The 16,514-nt window shown below is 76.5% G+C and carries 18 protein-coding genes and 1 riboswitch; of the genes, 11 read left to right on the forward strand and 7 right to left on the reverse strand.

Annotation, left to right across the window (positions count from 1 at the left end):
• From HOY81_RS25105 to HOY81_RS25115, 3 genes are all read right to left on the reverse strand, one after another.
• On the reverse strand, positions 1–259 hold a 259-nt coding region (locus HOY81_RS25105; RefSeq protein WP_237322990.1), incomplete at its 3' end, for a cobalamin biosynthesis protein.
• A 177-nt stretch (positions 260–436) separates the two neighbouring features.
• A riboswitch (cobalamin riboswitch) is annotated at positions 437–562 on the reverse strand.
• Between the two features lie 430 nt (positions 563–992).
• Complete coding sequence (locus HOY81_RS25110; protein ID WP_237322991.1) at positions 993–1,205, reverse strand: hypothetical protein; 213 nt, start codon at positions 1,203–1,205, stop codon at positions 993–995.
• Positions 1,206–1,218: 13 nt separating this feature from the next.
• Positions 1,219–2,562 carry an inorganic phosphate transporter gene (locus HOY81_RS25115; protein ID WP_237322992.1) on the reverse strand — a complete coding sequence of 448 codons (1,344 nt, stop codon included), beginning with the start codon at positions 2,560–2,562 and terminating at the stop codon, positions 1,219–1,221.
• A 191-nt stretch (positions 2,563–2,753) separates the two neighbouring features.
• Between HOY81_RS25115 and HOY81_RS25120 the strand changes: the two genes are divergently transcribed.
• The 3 genes from HOY81_RS25120 to HOY81_RS25130 all read left to right on the forward strand — a co-directional run bounded on the left by HOY81_RS25120 (position 2,754) and on the right by HOY81_RS25130 (position 6,279).
• Positions 2,754–3,470 carry a class II aldolase/adducin family protein gene (locus HOY81_RS25120; RefSeq protein WP_237322993.1) on the forward strand — a complete coding sequence of 239 codons (717 nt, stop codon included), beginning with the start codon at positions 2,754–2,756 and terminating at the stop codon, positions 3,468–3,470.
• Positions 3,471–3,573: 103 nt separating this feature from the next.
• The gene (locus HOY81_RS25125) at positions 3,574–4,776 is read left to right on the forward strand and encodes a hypothetical protein (RefSeq protein WP_237322994.1); all 1,203 of its coding nucleotides are present in this window, start codon (positions 3,574–3,576) and stop codon (positions 4,774–4,776) included.
• A 114-nt stretch (positions 4,777–4,890) separates the two neighbouring features.
• Positions 4,891–6,279, forward strand: coding sequence for a hypothetical protein (locus tag HOY81_RS25130; RefSeq protein ID WP_237322995.1), 1,389 nt, complete (start codon positions 4,891–4,893; stop codon positions 6,277–6,279).
• Positions 6,280–6,338: 59 nt separating this feature from the next.
• Here HOY81_RS25130 and HOY81_RS25135 read toward each other — a convergent pair whose 3' ends face one another.
• Entirely contained in the window at positions 6,339–6,740 is a 402-nt protein-coding gene (locus HOY81_RS25135; protein WP_237322996.1) for a VOC family protein, read from the reverse strand.
• 221 nt (positions 6,741–6,961) lie between these two features.
• Between HOY81_RS25135 and HOY81_RS25140 the strand changes: the two genes are divergently transcribed.
• The 8 genes from HOY81_RS25140 (at position 6,962) to amaP (ending at position 12,728) form a co-directional block, all read left to right on the forward strand.
• The gene (locus tag HOY81_RS25140) at positions 6,962–8,560 is read left to right on the forward strand and encodes an ABC-F family ATP-binding cassette domain-containing protein (protein ID WP_237322997.1); all 1,599 of its coding nucleotides are present in this window, start codon (positions 6,962–6,964) and stop codon (positions 8,558–8,560) included.
• A gap of 376 nt (positions 8,561–8,936) precedes the next feature.
• The gene (locus HOY81_RS25145) at positions 8,937–9,158 is read left to right on the forward strand and encodes a helix-turn-helix domain-containing protein (protein WP_237322998.1); all 222 of its coding nucleotides are present in this window, start codon (positions 8,937–8,939) and stop codon (positions 9,156–9,158) included.
• 89 nt (positions 9,159–9,247) lie between these two features.
• Complete coding sequence (locus HOY81_RS25150) at positions 9,248–10,033, forward strand: enoyl-CoA hydratase/isomerase family protein (RefSeq protein WP_237322999.1); 786 nt, start codon at positions 9,248–9,250, stop codon at positions 10,031–10,033.
• A gap of 225 nt (positions 10,034–10,258) precedes the next feature.
• A complete protein-coding gene (locus HOY81_RS25155) occupies positions 10,259–10,756 on the forward strand; it encodes an Asp23/Gls24 family envelope stress response protein (RefSeq protein WP_237323000.1) in 498 nt (165 codons plus the stop codon).
• Between the two features lie 35 nt (positions 10,757–10,791).
• Entirely contained in the window at positions 10,792–11,001 is a 210-nt protein-coding gene (locus tag HOY81_RS25160) for a hypothetical protein (protein ID WP_237323001.1), read from the forward strand.
• Between the two features lie 65 nt (positions 11,002–11,066).
• Positions 11,067–11,420: an Asp23/Gls24 family envelope stress response protein gene (locus HOY81_RS25165; RefSeq protein ID WP_237323007.1), complete on the forward strand. Its 354-nt coding sequence runs from the start codon at positions 11,067–11,069 to the stop codon at positions 11,418–11,420.
• A complete protein-coding gene (locus HOY81_RS25170) occupies positions 11,417–12,121 on the forward strand; it encodes a DUF6286 domain-containing protein (protein ID WP_237323002.1) in 705 nt (234 codons plus the stop codon). Before HOY81_RS25165 ends, HOY81_RS25170 begins: the two co-directional genes overlap by 4 nt.
• Positions 12,122–12,131: 10 nt before the next feature.
• Positions 12,132–12,728: an alkaline shock response membrane anchor protein AmaP gene (gene amaP, locus HOY81_RS25175; RefSeq protein ID WP_237323003.1), complete on the forward strand. Its 597-nt coding sequence runs from the start codon at positions 12,132–12,134 to the stop codon at positions 12,726–12,728.
• A 30-nt stretch (positions 12,729–12,758) separates the two neighbouring features.
• On the opposite strand, the gene HOY81_RS25180 is transcribed toward amaP, so the two are convergent.
• The 3 genes from HOY81_RS25180 to HOY81_RS25190 all read right to left on the reverse strand — a co-directional run bounded on the left by HOY81_RS25180 (position 12,759) and on the right by HOY81_RS25190 (position 15,740).
• On the reverse strand, positions 12,759–13,517 hold the full coding sequence (locus tag HOY81_RS25180) for an SDR family oxidoreductase (protein ID WP_237323004.1): 759 nt from the start codon (positions 13,515–13,517) through the stop codon (positions 12,759–12,761).
• 92 nt (positions 13,518–13,609) lie between these two features.
• Positions 13,610–14,653: an SURF1 family protein gene (locus HOY81_RS25185; RefSeq protein ID WP_237323005.1), complete on the reverse strand. Its 1,044-nt coding sequence runs from the start codon at positions 14,651–14,653 to the stop codon at positions 13,610–13,612.
• 25 nt (positions 14,654–14,678) lie between these two features.
• Positions 14,679–15,740, reverse strand: a complete 1,062-nt coding sequence (locus tag HOY81_RS25190) for a DEDDh family exonuclease (protein ID WP_237323006.1) — start codon at positions 15,738–15,740, stop codon at positions 14,679–14,681.
• Between the last annotated feature and the right edge of the window lie 774 nt (positions 15,741–16,514).

The raw sequence follows: 16,514 nt of genomic DNA on the forward strand, positions 1-16,514 counted from the left end.
CGGCGTGCTCGGCGGCGTGGGCGGCGGCGGCCGCGCCGCCCACGCACAGGGCGGTGTGCAGCGCGCCGGGACCGCGGTGGTCGCGCCAGAGGGCGTCCTCGAGACGGGCGGCGGCACGGCCGAAGGCGGCCACGGGATGGGCGCGGCGCGGGTCGCCCAGCACCAGGTCGGCGAGGAAGCCCAGGGCGGCGCCGGTGACGTAGGGGCCGCCGGGGAACCGCCGGGAGGTGCCGCCCGCGGACGGCGGGGACGCGGGCATCACGCGGTGCGGTGCCGGGCCGCGCGGGAGCGCGGGCACGGCGGTGCCGGCAGGGTCTCCGGAGCGGTCCGGGACGGCCGGTGCCGTGGGCAGGCGAGCAGGGCAGCGGCAGGGTAGCCACGCATGGCGGTGTCCTCACTCAGGGTCCTCGCCCTGGCTCGACGTGACCGGCGACGAGAGTCTCCTGGCTCCCGGATCGGCGCTGCCCCGTGCCTTCCAGCCGTTCGCCGGCCGTGGCGTGCGGACGGGGGCGCTCCCCGGTGACAGTGGCGGGACCGCGCCGGATTCGCACCGGCTTCCTCTCCTGCCGCCGTTGGGCACCGGAAGTCCATCACGCCCCTCACCGGGCGTCAACTCGCCCTTGACCTGCGACGGAGAGTGTGAGGAGGCACACGGCGGGCGCGCGCCCGGCTTCTTCCGCCCCCGGTGCGGGGGGCGTTGGGGACGGGCCGCGGGTGGGGCTGTGCCCTCGCGGCGTCCCCGGCTGCGTTCCCGGCTGCGTTTCCCAGAGCGCCCGGCCCGCGTCCCGGCCGCGTCGCGTACCCGCCTCGTCCGCGTACGCAGAGGTGCGGGGACAGCGGACGGCGGCGCCGGGCCGGGACAGCTCCCGGCCCGGCGCCGCCGCCGGTGGTTCAGGTGCCGCGGCTGGGGCCTGTCCGGTGGATCCTTGCGACACTGCGGCGCGCGTGCGTGCCAGGCGTCGCGGGCCCGGGAGGAGCCGCCGGACAGGGCCTCAGCCCGCGATGAGATAGATGCCGTAGGCCACGGCGGCCGCGCAGAGCGCGAAGCAGGCGTACGCGCCCACGCGGCGGGCCGGTGCGGCGCTGCTGCCGTCCCGGGCGGGGGCGGAGCCCACGATGCCGAGGGTGAAGACCCCCACCAGGGCGACGGTCGCGCCGAGGCTGACGCCGAAGACCTGAGCGAGTGCGGCCCAGTCGATGTCCATGGTCGTGCTTCCTTCAGGAGAGGCTGGATGCGTGCGAGGACGACGCCGGCCGCGTGCCGGACTCCGGCGGTTCCGGGGACTGCGTGAACTCGGCCTGCTCCGCGGACCGCGGCGCCTCCGTGCCGCCTTCGGTGCTCCCGTCCTCGGGCAGCGTGCCGGCCGGGGGCGGGGCGACCGCCTGCATCGCGGCCGTCACGACACCCGCCGGGTCGTCGTCGGTGCCGCCCCGTGCGTCCCCGGCGCCCGTACCCGTGGGCAGGTCGTTGACGTTGGTGTGGTCGACCGGCTGTCGGCGGGAGGCCACCCAGATCGCCGCGCTCACCGCGATGCCGGCCACCGCGACCACGGCCACGCCCCAGTCGCCCTGCTCCGCGAGGAGCGCCGACGCGCCGGCGACCAGGCCCGCGGCGGGCAGCGTCAGCGCCCAGCCGGCGACCATGCGGCCCGCGGTCGACCAGCGCACCACGCCGCCCTTGCGGCCCAGCCCGGAGCCCATGACGGCGCCCGAGCAGGTGTGCGTGGTGGAGAGCGAGAAGCCGATGTTCGAGGAGGCGAGGATGGTGGCCGCGGCGCTGGTCTGGGCGGCGAAGCCCTGCGGCGGCTGGATGTCGGTGAGGCCCCGGCCCATGGTGCGGATGATGCGCCAGCCGCCGAGGTAGGTGCCGAGCGCGATGGCGATGCCGGCGGAGGCGATGACCCACAGCGGCGGGTCGGCGTCGGCGCCGAGGGCGCCGCCGGAGATGAGGGCGAGGGTGATGACGCCCATGGTCTTCTGCGCGTCGTTGGTGCCGTGTGCCAGGGAGACCAGCGCGGCGGAGGTGATCTGCCCCGCGCGGTAGCCCTTGGCGGTCTGCTCCTCGTCGGCGTTCCGCGCCACCCGGTAGGAGAGCCGGGTGGCGAAGAGCGCGGCCAGGCCGGCGACCAGGGGCGCGGCCAGGGCGGGGATCAGCACCTTCATCACGACCACGTCGCCGTTGACCGAGCCGAAGCCCAACGAGGCGACGGCCGCGCCGAGCAGGCCGCCCATCAGCGCGTGCGAGGAGCTGGAGGGGAGCCCGGCCAGCCAGGTCAGCAGGTTCCAGATGATGGCGCCGACCAGTGCCGCGAAGATCACTTCGGGCTGGATGCCGGCCTCGTTCTCGATGAGCCCCGAAGAGATGGTCTTCGCCACCTCGACGGAGACGAAGGCCCCGACGAGGTTGAGGAGCGCCGACATGGTCACCGCGGCCTTGGGTCTCATTGCCCCGGTGGAGATCGTGGTGGCCATCGCGTTGGCCGTGTCGTGGAAGCCGTTCGTAAAGTCGAACACCAAGGCCGTGACGATCACGATCCCGATGAGAAGCGTGATGTGTTCCATTCACCCGGGCAATCAGCTCGAAGGTCAGTGTCCGGACGAAGCTATGGATCGTGAGTGAACGGAAGGTGAACTGCGGCGGGCTTCAGGGTGTCGCGCCCCGGCGCGGTCCGTGGCGGCCACCGCGGCGGCCCTCAACGGCGGCACGAGGGCGTCCGGAGTGATGCGCGCTACAGTGCCGCCCGGAGGTGCGGATGGGGCAGCAGGGGCAGCCGGAGCGGAGCGGGCCGGAGGAGGAACGCGGGGCCGCGGCGGCCGTGCCGGAGGCGTGGCGGGAGGCCTGGTCCGCCGTGGTGCGGACCGCCCGGCGGACCGTCGCGGACGGCCTGGTCGTCGGCACCTCGGGGAACGTCTCGGCGCGCGTGGACGACACCGTGCTCGTCACCCCGACGGGCGTGTCCTACGACCGGCTCGGGCCGGACGACCTGTGCGCCGTCGACCTCGCCGGGCGCCCGGTCGCCGGAACGCTGCGGCCCACCAGCGAACTCCCCCTCCACCTGGCTGTGTACGCGTCGACCGGCGCGCGGGCCGTGGTCCACACCCACGCCGTGCACGCCACGGCCGTCTCCACGCTCGTCGACGAGCTGCCCGCCGTGCACTACCTGACCGCCGCGCTCGGCGGGCCGGTGCGGGTGGCTCCGTACGCCACGTACGGCAGCGAGGAGCTGGCCTGGCACGTGCGGACCGCGCTGCGGGACCGCACCGGCTGCCTGCTGGCCAACCACGGCGCGGTCACCTGCGGTACCAGCCTCGACCAGGCGTACGAGCGGGCCGCGCAACTGGAGTGGATGTGCCGGGTCTGGCTGGCGGCCTCCTCCGTGCCCGGCCGCACCCCGGCGCTGCTGCCGACCGCGGAGCTGGACCGGGTGACGGCGAAGCTGCGCGGGTACGGGCAGCCGCCCGCCGGCTGACGGCCCGGTGCCTCCGGGGCGCCGCTGCGGGACGGACCGTGTGTGCCGGCCGGTACCGCCGCCCGAGTGGCACGTCCCGGCGGGCGCCCCCACACTGGACAGAATGCACCGGACCACGATGGCGGCGGGCGCCGCCGGCGGTGTGCTGGGTGCCGGGCTGGCCGTGCTGGCGGCCGGCCGGTACGCCGCCGGGGCCGCCCTGCGCACCACCCGAGACGGAACCGGCCCCGTGCCCGCGGGGTTCGGGGGGCCTGCCCTGACCGTGCACGCGGTGACCGGGGAGCAGTCCCCGGGGGACATCACCCTCACCCGCTCGCTCGCCTCCCGGCTGCCCGGCGTCTACGGACTGGCCGGCCGCCGGTGCCACGCCGTGGTGGGGCCGGTGCTGCCGGAGGCCTCCGTGGCGGCCGGCCCCGGCGCGGTCGTGCGGCGCCTGGAGCGCACCGGCCCCGGCGGCCCGCCCGCCGCCCGGATGCGGATGCGGCTCACCCCCGCCGTGCACGCCGGCCACCCGCGTGGCGTACCCGGCGCCCCCGGTGCCGAGTGCGCCGACGTCGAGGTGCCCGGCGAACTCGGCCCGCTGCCCACCTGGTTCGTCCCCGGCGAACGGGACACCTGGGTGGTCGCCGTGCACGGCCTGGGCACCACCCGGGAACAGCCCCTGAACCTGCTGCCGTTCTGGCGCGGGCTGCGGCTTCCGGTCCTCCTCCCCGCCTACCGCGGCGACCACGGCGCCCCACGGCCCCGGGACGGATTCGGGCACCTCGGCGGCTCCGCGTGGCGCGACGTGGACGCGGTGGTCCGGTACGCGGTGCGGCGCGGCGCCCGGCGGGTCGTGCTGCACGGCTGGTCCACCGGCGCCGCCATGGCCCTGCACGCGGCCGCCGCCCCGGCGGGCGGCGACGGCACGTCCCCGGAGCCGGTCGCCCTCGGGCGGGTCGCCGGACTGGTGCTCGACTCGCCGGTGCTGGACCCGCGGGCCACCGTGCGGGCGCTGGCCGCCGCCCGCCGGGTGCCGCGCCCCCTGCTCCCGCTGGTGGTCCGGGCGGCCGAGGGCCGGGCGCGGCTACGCCCGGATCCGTCCGGTGCCCCGCCCGGCCCGCCGGAGCCCCGGGCGCCCGTGCTCCTGGTGCACGGGCCCGGCGACGTCGTCGCGCCGTGGCAGGCCTCGCGGGAGTTCGCCGAGCGGTATCCCGACCTGGTGGCGCTGCACCCGGTGGAGCAGGCCCCGCACGCCGCGATGTGGAACGCGGACCCCGAGGGGTACGAGGAGCGGCTGCGCCGGTTCCTCACCCCGCTGCTCTGAGCCCGCCGCGGCCCGGACAGGACGACCGTGCGGACGGCCCGCACGGGGCCCGCTCAAGTGAGCCGGGACCTCATGCGTTTGGGGATTTCCGCTCATACCGTGAAGACTGCTCCTGTGACGTCCCGTACCCCGCGAGACACCCGCCTGCGCCTCGTCCCCCGACGGCCGATCGCCGCGGCCCGCCACACGGTCGCGGCGACCCGCGGCCGCTCCTGGCCCGCCCGCGGCGCGGCCACACCCCGTCCGCCCGCGGGCACCCCGCCGCCCGGCGTGCTGGCCCGGGAGGCCCGGGCCCGGCTCGCCGGCGCCGTACGCATGGCCCGCTGGGTCGCCGCGAACCCGGCGACCGCGGGGGTGCCCACCGCGGAGGCGTTCGAGCGCGCCGCCTCCGAGCTGGAGCTCACGCCGCGCCGGGTACGTGCCGAGTGGGACCGCGCCCAGCTCGCCGGGCTGGTCGAGCTGCACGGCGACACGGCCCGGCCCGGCTGGCGGCTGCACGCCTGGGAGCGCGACGACAGCGCCGTGCTGCGCGGCTGGGTCGCGCTCTTCGACGCCTGGTCCCTCGCCCACCCCGCGCCCGCCGACACCGCGGACCCCGTCCTCACCGGTGAGGTGGTGGTGGCCATGCCGCAGGTGCTGGCGCTGCTGCACCTGTCCGCCGGCCCCGTCACCCTGCCCGCCCTGCTGGACCTGCTGGCCCAGCGGATCGCCGAGCTCCGCACCGAGCGGGAGGCCGACGCCGACCTGCCCGCGGGCGACCTGCCCGCGCTGCTGGACTGGGCGCTGGACGCGCTGGCCTCCGTGGGCGCCCTGACCCGCTGCCGGGACGGGGACGGCCACGACTCCGCGCTGCTCACCCCGCTCGGCAACTGGGCGGTGTGGACGAAGCTGGAGCAGATCTGCGTGGCGGCGCAGAGCCCGGCCGGGAACATCGAGCAGTCCGCGGCGGACATGTTGCGCGGCTGCGCCCGTCTCACCCCCGGCCCGGCCCGCGCGGAGTACCGGGCCTGGCTCGCCGCCCGCCCCCTCGGCACGGCCGTCACCGGCCTGCTGGAGGCGGCACGCGGTGAGGACGCGCTGATCCGGGCGCTGGCCTTCGAGGCGCTGCGGGTGGTCGGCGCGCCGGCCGAGCCGGACGTACGCGCCGCGGCGGACGAGCCGACGCTGCGCCCCTACGCGCTGCTGTGGCTGGCCGAGCAGGAGGGCGCCGACCCCGAGGAGCTGGCCGGCGGGGCCCCGGGGGTGCTCACCCGGGCGGAGGCCACCTGGTTGTGGGTGGACACCGCGGCCGCGGTGACGGACCACGGCGAGGCCCGGCTGCTCGTGGACCATCTGGACACGGCCGTGCAGGGCACCGTGCCGGAGCTGCTGGACGAGGTACGTGCCGTGGGGCACCCGCGGACGGTGCAGGTGCTGGTCGCGCTGGCCGCCGCCCACCCGGACCCGGCGCTGGCGAAGGCCGTGCGGCGGGCGGCCTTCCAGGTGCACACCGGCGGCCGGTGACGCGCGGAGACGGGCCGGGACCTGCGGGAACGCGCCGCCGCGGGCCGGCGCGGCCGGGGTCAGCCGGCCCGGCCCGGAGCGTAGGTGCCGAAGCTCCACACGTTGCCCTCCAGGTCGCGCGCCAGGTAGTCGCGGGCGCCGTAGGGCTGGTCGGCCGGTTCGGTGAGGATCTCCGCACCGGCCTCCCGGGCCCGCGCATGGTGGGCGTCCGGGTCGGCCACCACGACGTGGACCCCGGCCGGCCCGCCGCCGGCCATGGCGGTGTCGAAGGTGTCGCCGGTGCCCCGGGTGCCGAGCATCACGGTGCCGTTGCCGAAGGAGAGCTCGGCGTGCACCACCCGGCCCTCCTCGTCCTCGTAGACCGCGTCCCGGTGGAAGCCGAAGGCCTCCGCGAGCTGCCGGACCGCGGCCTGCGCGTCCCGGTAGAGCAGGGTCGGGTACACCGCCGGTACCTCGGTCATCGCGCGCACCGTCCTCGCCGTACGGAGAGCGGGCCGCGGGGCGGCCCCCGTCACCGGCAGTCTCGCACCGGCGGCCCCCGGCGGCGCGCGGAAAAAGCACTTGCGCTGCGCCGTTAGACTGGGGCGCATGGTTTCTCTCCTTGTGCATTAGACGTGCGTGCGTCTGCCCCCGGTCGATCCTCCGTACGTACGTCCGTCATTCCTGCCTTGGAGTCCCTTCCGTGATCACCGCCTCCGGAGTCGAGCTGCGCGCCGGCGCCCGTGTCCTCATCGAGTCCGCCACCTTCCGCATCGGCCGGGGCGACCGCATCGGCCTGGTGGGGCGCAACGGCGCCGGCAAGACCACCCTGACCAAGTGCCTCGCGGGGGAGGGCGTGCCCGCGGGCGGCACCATCACCCGGTCCGGCGAGGTCGGCTATCTGCCGCAGGACCCGCGCACCGGGGACCTGGAGGTGCTCGCCCGCGACCGCATCCTCTCCGCCCGCGGTCTGGACGTGGTGATGCGCAAGATGCGGGAGAACGAGGACCGCATCGCGGGCGGGCAGGGGGCCACCCGGGAGCGCGCCCTGCGGAAGTACGAGCGGCTGGAGACCGAGTTCCTCACCAAGGGCGGCTATGCCGCCGAGGCGGAGGCCGCCACCATCGCCGCCAGTCTGGGCCTGCCCGACCGGGTGCTGGAGCAGCCGCTGCACACCCTCTCCGGGGGTCAGCGACGGCGGGTCGAGCTGGCCCGGATCCTCTTCTCGGACGCGGACACGCTGCTGCTCGACGAGCCGACGAACCATCTCGACGCCGACTCCGTGGTCTGGCTGCGCGACTTCCTCAGGACCTACCGCGGCGGCCTGGTGGTGATCTCCCACGACCTCAACCTGGTCGAGACGGTGGTCAACAAGGTGTTCTACCTGGACGCCAACCGGGCGCAGATCGACCTCTACAACATGGGCTGGAAGCAGTACGTCGCCCAGCGCGAGGCCGACGAGAAGCGGCGCCGGCGCGAGCGGGCCAACGCGGAGAAGAAGGCCGCCGCGCTCAACGCCCAGGCCGACAAGATGCGCGCCAAGGCCACCAAGGCCGTGGCCGCGCAGAACATGGCGCGCCGGGCCGAGCGGCTGCTGACCGGGCTGGAGGCGGAGCGGCAGGCGGACAAGGTCGCCAAGCTCCGCTTCCCCGACCCGGCGCCGTGCGGGAAGACCCCGCTCACCGCGGAGGGGCTGTCGAAGTCGTACGGTTCGCTGGAGATCTTCACCGACGTCGGGCTGGCCGTCGACCGGGGCTCCCGGGTGGTCATCCTGGGGCTGAACGGCGCGGGCAAGACCACCCTGCTGCGGCTGCTGGCGGGCGTCGAGGACCCGGACACGGGGAGGGTCACCCCCGGGCACGGCCTCAAGCTCGGCTACTACGCCCAGGAGCACGAGACCCTGGACCCGGACCGCACCGTGCTGGAGAACATGCGCTCCGCGGCGCCGGACATGGACCTCGTCGCGCTCCGCAAGACGCTCGGCTCCTTCCTCTTCTCCGGTGACGACGTCGACAAGCCGGCCGGGGTGCTCTCCGGCGGGGAGAAGACCCGGCTGGCCCTGGCCACGCTGGTGGTCTCCTCCGCCAACGTGCTGCTGCTGGACGAGCCGACCAACAACCTCGACCCGGCGAGCCGCGAGGAGATCCTCGGCGCACTGCGCAGCTTCACCGGCGCCGTCGTGCTGGTCACCCACGACGAGGGCGCGGTCGACGCGCTCCAGCCGGAGCGCATCATCCTGCTGCCCGACGGGGTGGAGGACCTGTGGGGCGAGGACTACGCGGACCTCGTGGCCCTCGCCTGAGCGCCCGTCGCCCCCGGCTCCGCCCGGGTGATCATGCCCGGATGGATCATTCGGCCGACCGGTGATCCTTCATCTGAGTGAGATCGCCTGGTCCCCACGGCGTGGTGTCCACGGCCGCGCCCAGGGCGGTGCCGCCGGCCCCCGAGGAACCGCCCACCCGTCCGTGCGGAGACGCTGACCTGGGGATTCACCGGTGCGTTCCGCACGCGCCCGAGCGGGTACGCGCGCGAGTGCGGCCGTAGCGCGGCGGACGGCACCGTCCGTGCGGCCCCGCGCCGTCCACCGAGTTGGACGGACCTTGCCGAATGGGTGGCCAGAAGTGTGTGGAGGGGTGATCATGAGAGACACAGAGCGCACTTCCCATGAGGAGGCACGGGTGGCCGAGACTCTGAAGAAGGGCAGCCGGGTGACCGGCGCCGCGCGCGAGAAGCTCGCGGCAGACCTCAAGCGAAAGTACGACGCCGGTGCGAGCATCCGGGCGCTGGCCGAGGAGACCGGTCGCTCCTACGGATTCGTGCACCGCATGCTGAGCGAGTCCGGCGTGGCCCTGCGCGGCCGCGGCGGAGCGACCCGGGGCAAGAAGACCGCCTCGTCCTGACGGGCGCGGCCCGGACGGGCTTCCGGGCGGTCACCGCCGGTGGTTACTCTTCGGTAGTTCAATGTTGAGTAACCACCGGAGGAGCCCCCATGCCCGCAGCCCTGGTCGACACGGACGGTGTGCGGCTCACCGTGGACGACGCCGTCGCCACGGTCAGCCTGTCCCGTCCGGAGAAGCGGAACGCCCAGACGCCCGCGATGTGGCGGGCGCTGACCGAGGCGGGCCGGGCGATCCCCGGCGACGTGCGGATCGCGGTGCTGCGCGGAGAGGGAGCCTCCTTCTCGGCGGGGCTCGACCGGCAGGCCTTCACGCCCGAGGGCTTCGACGGCGAGCCGTCCTTCCTGGACCTGGCACGCGGCTCCGACGCGGATCTGGACGCCGTCATCGCGGAGTACCAGGAGGCGTTCACCTGGTGGCGGCGGAACGACCTCGTCACCATCGCCGCCGTCCAGGGGCACGCCGTCGGCGCGGGCTTCCAGCTCGCGCTCGCCTGCGACCTGCGGGTCTGCGCGGACGACGCGCAGTTCGCCATGCGCGAGACCAGCCTGGGCCTGGTGCCCGACCTCACCGGCACCAAGCCGCTGGTGGGCCTCGTCGGCTACGCCCGGGCCCTGGAGATCTGCGCCACCGGACGCACGGTGCACGCCGCCGAGGCCGAGCGGACCGGGCTCGCCAACCTCGTCGTGCCCGTGGCCGAGCTGGACGCCGCGGTCGCCGACCTCTCCGCAGCGCTGCTCGCCGCCCCGCGGAACGCGGTGGTCGAGACCAAGGCGCTGCTCGCCGCGGCCGCCTCCCGCAGCGACGAGGAGCAGCGGATCGCCGAACGGGCGGCGCAGGGCCGGCGGCTGCGCGACCTGGCGGGCCTCGGGGACTGACGGCGTGCCGCTGCTCCGCGGAGCAGCGGGGCCCGGGGCAGCCCCGCGCAGCGGCGGGGGAGCACGCGGATCACGGCGGAGACACGCCGCCGCAGGGGGACGTCCGGTCCGTCCGGCGCCGCCCCTCACCCGAACGGTTGGCTCTCGACAGGAACGTCACCGCATCCGTGCTTAGTGTGGGCTGCGGAGCGGCAGGCGCTCCGTCCTCGAGCGTGAGGGGAAGCGATGAGCGAGACGGTTCGCAAGGGCCAGGACACCCCGTCCGAGACCGGGGGCGGCAGGCAGCAGGGCGGCGGGCCGGGCCGTGGCGCGGAGCGCCCCCGGGACCGGGGGCGTACCACCATCGCGGACGGCGTGGTCGAGAAGATCGCGGGCATGGCGGCCCGCGACGTGGTCGGCGTCCACGCGATGGGCAGCGGGTTCGCCCGCACCTTCGGCGCCGTACGGGACCGGGTGCCCGGCAGCGGCCGTACGGTGACCCGCGGCGTCAAGGCCGAGGTCGGCGAGGTGCAGACGGCACTCGACCTGGAAATCGTCGTGGACTACGGCGTCTCCATCGAGGACGTGGCACACTCCGTGCGCGAGAACGTCATCGCCTCCGTCGAGCGGATGACCGGCCTGGAGGTGGTGGAGGTCAACATCGCGGTCAGCGACGTGAAGCTGCCCGACGAGCCGGACGAGGAAGAGGAAGAGCAGCAGGGCGGCAGGCCGCCGCTGCAGTGAGCGGTCCCGGCACCCCGAGGCGCGAAGGAGCGCAGATGAGCATGGCCGTGGTCGGCATGATCGCCGGGATGGCGCTGGGCTTCGCCGGATGGTTCGGCGGGTTCGGCGCCTTCCTGCTGGTGGCGGCGCTCGGCGCCGTCGGGTACGTGATCGGGCGCTTCCTCGAGGGCGACCTCGACGCGGGCGACTTCTTCCGCCCGCGCACCGGTTCGGGGCGCGGCGACGGACGGCGCGGCCCGCGGTGACCGGGGCCGCGACGGACGGCCCCCCGGACGCGGCCGCCGAGGAGGACGAACGGGGCCCCGCGTCGGTGCCCGCCGCCGAGCGGGGCTCCACCCGCATCGCCGACCGGGTGCTCGCCAAGATCGCCGCGCAGGCCGCCCGGGAGGCGCTCCGCGAGCGGCGCGGCCCCCACGCCCCGCCGCCCGGCACCGACACCGCCCCGCACGCCGACGTCTCCGTCCGGCAGCGCACGGCGCGGGTGCGGGTGGCCGTGGAGCTGGGCTACCCCTCCGACATCGGCGCGCAGTGCGGGGCGGTGCGTCGGCGAGTCGCCGCGCGGGTAGAAGAACTCACCGGCATGGCGGTGCCGGAGGTGGCCGTCGGCGTGGAAAGGCTCCACTCGGCACACCTGGACGGCGACGCTCCGAGGAGGGTCGAGTGAGCGACGAGCACGGTCGTGACGCGGGCGGCGACCGCCCGGACGCCGGGGAGGGCACGCGTCCGACGCCCACGCTGGAGAAGAACCCCGGCCCGGACGACGCCGCCCTCGAGCAGTCCGCCTCCGCCGCGGCGTACGCGCCGCGCTCCGGGCACCACGCGGCGCGGGCCGGGCGCTTCTGGTCCACGCGCCGGGTACCCGCCGGGATCGTCGCGGCCGTCCTGCTGGCGGTGACGGGGCTCTTCCTCTACGACATCGTCTCCGTCCGCGCCGACCGGCCCGGCATGGCCTGGCGCCGCACCCTCGCCGACGAGCTGGCGACCCGCCCCCTCGACGACCCCTGGGTGCTGACGGGCGCCTCCGTGGCCGCCGCGCTCGGCCTCTGGCTGCTGCTGCTCGCCGCCACTCCCGGCCTGCGCCCCCTGCTGGCGATGCGCCGGGAGACCCCGCAGGTGCGGGCCGCCCTGGACCGCGCCGCCGCGGCGCTGGTGCTGCGCGACCGCGCGATGGAGGTGCCCGGCGTGCAGACCGTGCGGGTCCGGGTGCGCCGGCGCCGGGTGCGGGTCCGTGCGGTCTCCCACTTCCGGGAGCTGGACGTGGTGCGCGCCGAGCTGGACGAGGCGCTGGAGGACGGCCTCCGGCAGCTCGACGTGGCCCGGCGGCCCGGGCTCGCAGTGCACGTACGGCGCCCGGCGAAGGGGTGAGGGAGAGACCATGCTGCGGACGGTGAATCGGGTGCTGCTGGGCCTGGCCGGGCTGCTGCTGCTCCTGCTGGGGCTCGCGGTGCTCGCCGGCGGCCTGGACCTGCAACGCCGCTGGGACTTCAGTCTGGGCTCCGGCTGGCCGTGGGCCGCGGACCAGGACGTGCTGCTGACCGAGGAGGACCGCACCCGCCGGCAGGACGAGGGGTGGTGGTGGCCGGCCGTCATCGGCGGGCTCGCCGTGCTGCTGGTGCTCTCGCTCTGGTGGCTGCTCGCCCAGCTCCGGCGGGCCCGGCTGGGCGAGGTCCTGGTGGAGAGCGGCGACGGCGAGGGGGCCCTGCTGCGCGGGCGCGCCCTGGAGAACGTGGTGGCCGCGGAGGCCCGGGCCCTCACCGGCATCGAGCGGGCCCGGGTCCGGCTGCTCGGGCGGCGCACCACGCCGCGGGCCCGCGTCGGCCTGCTGCTCGCCCCGCACGCGGACCCCGGCCGGACGGTGGAGCGGCTGCGCACCGAGGCGCTGGAGAACGCCCGGCAGTCGGCCGGGCTGGCGGAGTTCCCCGCGGAGGTGCGGCTCCGCGCGGCCCGGCACCGCGCGGAGCGCGTGAGCTGACGGGCGCCCGGAGGCGGGCGCCGGGCGGCCTCAGAAGCCCTGGCGGGCCCCGCCGTCCACGGGCACCACGACGCCCGTCACGTACGACGCCGCCGGGGACAGCAGGAACGCCGCGGCGCGCCCGAACTCCTCCGGGGCCCCGTAGCGGCGCAGCGGAATCCGCTGGGCGGTGCGTTCCCGTGCCGCCGCCGGGTCCCCGGAGAGCGCGTCCAGTTCCCGCACCCGGTCGGTGTCGATCCGGCCCGGCGCCAGCCCGAGCACCCGGATGCCCCGCGGGCCGGCTTCGTTCGCCAGGGTCTTGGCGTAGCCGGCCAGTCCCGGACGCAGGCCGTTGGAGACGGTGAGTCCCGGGATCGGCTCGTGCACGGAGCCGGAGAGCACAAAGCCGATCACTCCGCCCTCGCCCAGTTCCGAGGCCGCCGTGCGGGCCAGCCGCACGGCCCCCAGGAAGACGGAGTCGAAGGCGTCCCGCCACTGCTCGTCGGTGATCGACTCGGCCGGGCCGGCCGGCGGGCCGCCCACGCTGATGAGGACTCCGTCGAACCGCCCGAAGCGGGAGCGGGCGGTCTCGATCAGCCGGGCCGGGGTGTCGGGCGCGGCATTGTCGGCGGCCACCGGTGCGGCGGCCTCCGCGCCGAGCCGCGCGGCGGCCTCCGCGGCCGCCTCCTCCGTGCGCCCGCTGATCACCACCTTCGCTCCCTCCGCGACCAGCTCCCGCGCGGTCGCGAAGCCCAGCCCGCGGGTGGCACCGGTGACGACGAGGACACGGTCCTTCAAGCCAAGATCCATGGGCCCAGTGTGACGCATGGGCGGTGTCCGGCCGGGAGCGGGCCCGGCCCCGGCCGGGGCCCCGGGAGCAGGCGGCCGGCGCCTGCCGGGGCTCACTCCGCGGAGGCCCGGGCGGGGGAGGAGGCGTCCCGGGGGGCGGCGCTCCCGGGGCCGGACGGTTCCGGCCCGGCGGCCGCGCCCCCTGCCGTGGCCGCTCCGTCACCCGTGGCCAGGCCGGCGTCCGGGTCCGGGGCGTCACCCGGGTCCGGGGCGTCCGGGCGCTCCCGGGCGTTCCCGTCCTCCGGGTCTCCCCGGTCCCGCGGGCTCTCCGGCGTGTCCTCCGGGGTGTCCGGGCTCTGCGGCCCGGCGGTGCCGCCCTCCGGGGGGCCCTCGCGCCGTGCCGCGGCCGCGCGGTCCCGGCGCTCCCGGCGCACGAGGACCACCCAGCCCACCGGCACGGCGGCCGCGAAGAGCCACCACTGCACCGCGTACGCCATGTGCGGGCCGATGCTGCCGTGATCCGGCTCCGGCAGGCGCTCCGGGTGCTCCCCGCGGGGCGCCGGGGAGGACTCGGCGAGCTGGACGTAGCCGCCCAGGACCGGCAGGCCCGTCGCCTCGGCGCGCTCGGCGCTGTCGATCAGCATGACCTGCCGGGGCGGCAGGCCCTCCCGCTTCTTGATGCCGCTCGCCGCCGTGGTCTCGTCCGGCATGATCCGCCCGCGGACCGTCACCTCGCCCTCCGGCGGCGGCGGTACCTCCGGGAACTTCGTGAGGTCGCCGCCCGCCGGGACCCACCCGCGGTTCACCAGCACCGCGCTGCCGTCCGCGCGTACCAGCGGGGTGACCACGAAGTAGCCGATCGACTGCTCGTCCGCCGCCGTCCGCTGCCGGACCACGACCTCGTGCCGGGTGTCGTACCGGCCCGTCGCCGTCACGGTGCGGTAGAGGTCGTCCTCCGCGAGGTCCCGCCCCGGCCCCGTGAGCTCCCCGACCGGCACCGCGGGCCGCGCGAGGCTCTCCGCGATCTGCTCGTTGCGCGCCACCCGCGCCTCGTGCCGGTGGAGCTGCCAGAAGCCCAGCTCGACCATGACCGGGACGAGCGCCAGGGCGAACAGGGTCAGCAGCACCCACTGCCGGGACAACAGGAAGCGGTACACGGCACCGACCGTACCCCGGGCCGGCTCATTCTCCGGGCGCGGGGGCCACGTCCCGCAGGAGCTGGGTGAAGGCCGCCTCGTCGATCACCGGCGTGCCGAAGGAGCGCGCCCGGGCCACCTTGCTGGTGACGGCGGCCGGATCGTTGGTGACCACCAGGCTGGTCAGCCGCGAGACGCTGGTCGCGATGTGCAGGCCGGCCTCGATCGCCCGGTCCTCCAGCAGCTCCCGCTCCACGGAGGTGTCGCCCGAGATCGCCACCCGCATGCCCTGCACCAGCCGGCCGCCCGGGACGTACCGGCCCGGATTCGGGTAGGGGCAGGCCGGGCGCCTGCGCGAGGGCCGCCAGCCGTGCGCGTACGACCGGGGCCGGAACCCGCCCCCGGAGGCGCCGCCGGACCCGCCGCCCGGCACGGCGGCGTCCGCCCACTCGCGCAGCGGCCGGCAGGCGTGCAGCGGGAGCTCCAGGCCGCTCTCCGCGGCCAGGTGCAGGCTCGGCCGGAAGGCCTCCGCCAGCACCCGGGCGTCGTCCAGCGCGTGGTGGGCGCGCTGCGGCACCACGCCGTAGTGCGCGGCGAGGGTCTCCAGCTTGTGGTTGGGCAGCGGCAGCCGCAGCTCCTTGGCGAGCACGATGGTGCACAGCCGCTCCCGGACGGGAGGGGTGCGGTCCGCGCGGGCGTACTCCCGGGCGATCATCGACCAGTCGAAGAGGGCGTTGTGCGCCACCAGGACGCGGCCCGCGAGGCGTTCCGCGAACTCCCCGGCGACCTCCGGGAAGAGCGGGGCGTCCGCCAGCTCCGCGGAGGTCAGCCCGTGGATCCAGGTGGGGCCCGGGTCCCGCTGCGGATTGACCGGGGAGTACCAGTGGTCCTCGACGTCGCCGCGGGCGTCCAGCCGGTAGACCGCCGCGGAGACGATCCGGTCGTCCCGGCCCAGCCCGGTGGTCTCCACGTCCACCACCGCATAGCCCCCCGGATAGCCCGAGGGCCAACGGGCGTCCCGGGAAGCGGCGGTGGCCTGTGCGGGAAGGCGGGGCTTCGCCCGCCGCTCGCCCGGCTTCTCCGGATGCGCCGTCTGGTCTTCGAGCATGGTCCCAGAGAATACGGGCCGCCACTGACACCTTCCCGGCCCGGGTGCGGACGACGCGTGTCGCGGACCCTTCCTGACAGGCGGTCAAGAAGGCGTGTCGTGGGCGGGCGAGGGGCGCACCCGGCGTCCGTGATGTCACCGTTTCGTCATGGGGCGTCGCCGGGCGATCCCGGCACCGGTGGCATAGCGTCGTCGGCGGACGGCCGCCGCCGGGGCGGCCCGGTGCGGCTGCGGAGGGACGGCGTGCACGACGAACGGCCCGACGGTACGCCCGCGGGCGAGGAGCCCGGCGAGGAGCCACGGCGGAGCACGCCACGCCGGGCTGACGGGGCGTCGGAGCCCGGGGAGTCCCCCGGGGGCGGGGAATCCGCCGAGGGCGGGGAGCAGGCGCCGGGCCAGGGTCCGGAGAGACCCGCCCGCGGGGCCGGACCGCACCCGCCCGGTGCGGAGGAAGGCCGCGAGGGCGCGCCCGGCCCGTCGGCGGAGGAGCGGCCTCGCGGTACCGGGGAACCGCCCGCCGAGGAGCCGCCGGCGGGTGCGGGCCGGGAAACGCCCGCACGGGGAGCCGGAGCGCCTCCGCCCGGTGCAGGGAAACGCCGGGAGCGGCCACGTGGCGAGCCGGGCGGGCCAGGCCCGTCCGAGGGGGAACCGCCCGCCGGCGCCGAGGAACCGCCGGCGGGTGCAGGTCCGGAGGAGCGCGCCCGGGGAGCCGGGGCGCCGGCTCCCGGCGAGGCGGAGCGCCGCGAGGGCCCGGCCGGCGAGGCGGGCCGGCCG

This window comes from Streptomyces sp. JJ36, from assembly GCF_021696945.1.
Lineage (GTDB): Bacteria > Actinomycetota > Actinomycetes > Streptomycetales > Streptomycetaceae > Streptomyces.

Coding starts and splice junctions, on each gene's coding strand:
- HOY81_RS25110 (WP_237322991.1), bottom strand. CDS start 1,205: ATGGACATCGACTGGGCCGCACTCGCTCAGGTCTTCGGCGTCAGCCTC.
- HOY81_RS25115 (WP_237322992.1), bottom strand. CDS start 2,562: ATGGAACACATCACGCTTCTCATCGGGATCGTGATCGTCACGGCCTTG.
- HOY81_RS25120 (WP_237322993.1), top strand. CDS start 2,754: ATGGGGCAGCAGGGGCAGCCGGAGCGGAGCGGGCCGGAGGAGGAACGC.
- HOY81_RS25125 (WP_237322994.1), top strand. CDS start 3,574: ATGCACCGGACCACGATGGCGGCGGGCGCCGCCGGCGGTGTGCTGGGT.
- HOY81_RS25135 (WP_237322996.1), bottom strand. CDS start 6,740: ATGACCGAGGTACCGGCGGTGTACCCGACCCTGCTCTACCGGGACGCG.
- HOY81_RS25150 (WP_237322999.1), top strand. CDS start 9,248: ATGCCCGCAGCCCTGGTCGACACGGACGGTGTGCGGCTCACCGTGGAC.
- HOY81_RS25155 (WP_237323000.1), top strand. CDS start 10,259: ATGAGCGAGACGGTTCGCAAGGGCCAGGACACCCCGTCCGAGACCGGG.
- HOY81_RS25160 (WP_237323001.1), top strand. CDS start 10,792: ATGAGCATGGCCGTGGTCGGCATGATCGCCGGGATGGCGCTGGGCTTC.
- amaP (WP_237323003.1), top strand. CDS start 12,132: ATGCTGCGGACGGTGAATCGGGTGCTGCTGGGCCTGGCCGGGCTGCTG.
- HOY81_RS25180 (WP_237323004.1), bottom strand. CDS start 13,517: ATGGATCTTGGCTTGAAGGACCGTGTCCTCGTCGTCACCGGTGCCACC.
- HOY81_RS25190 (WP_237323006.1), bottom strand. CDS start 15,740: ATGCTCGAAGACCAGACGGCGCATCCGGAGAAGCCGGGCGAGCGGCGG.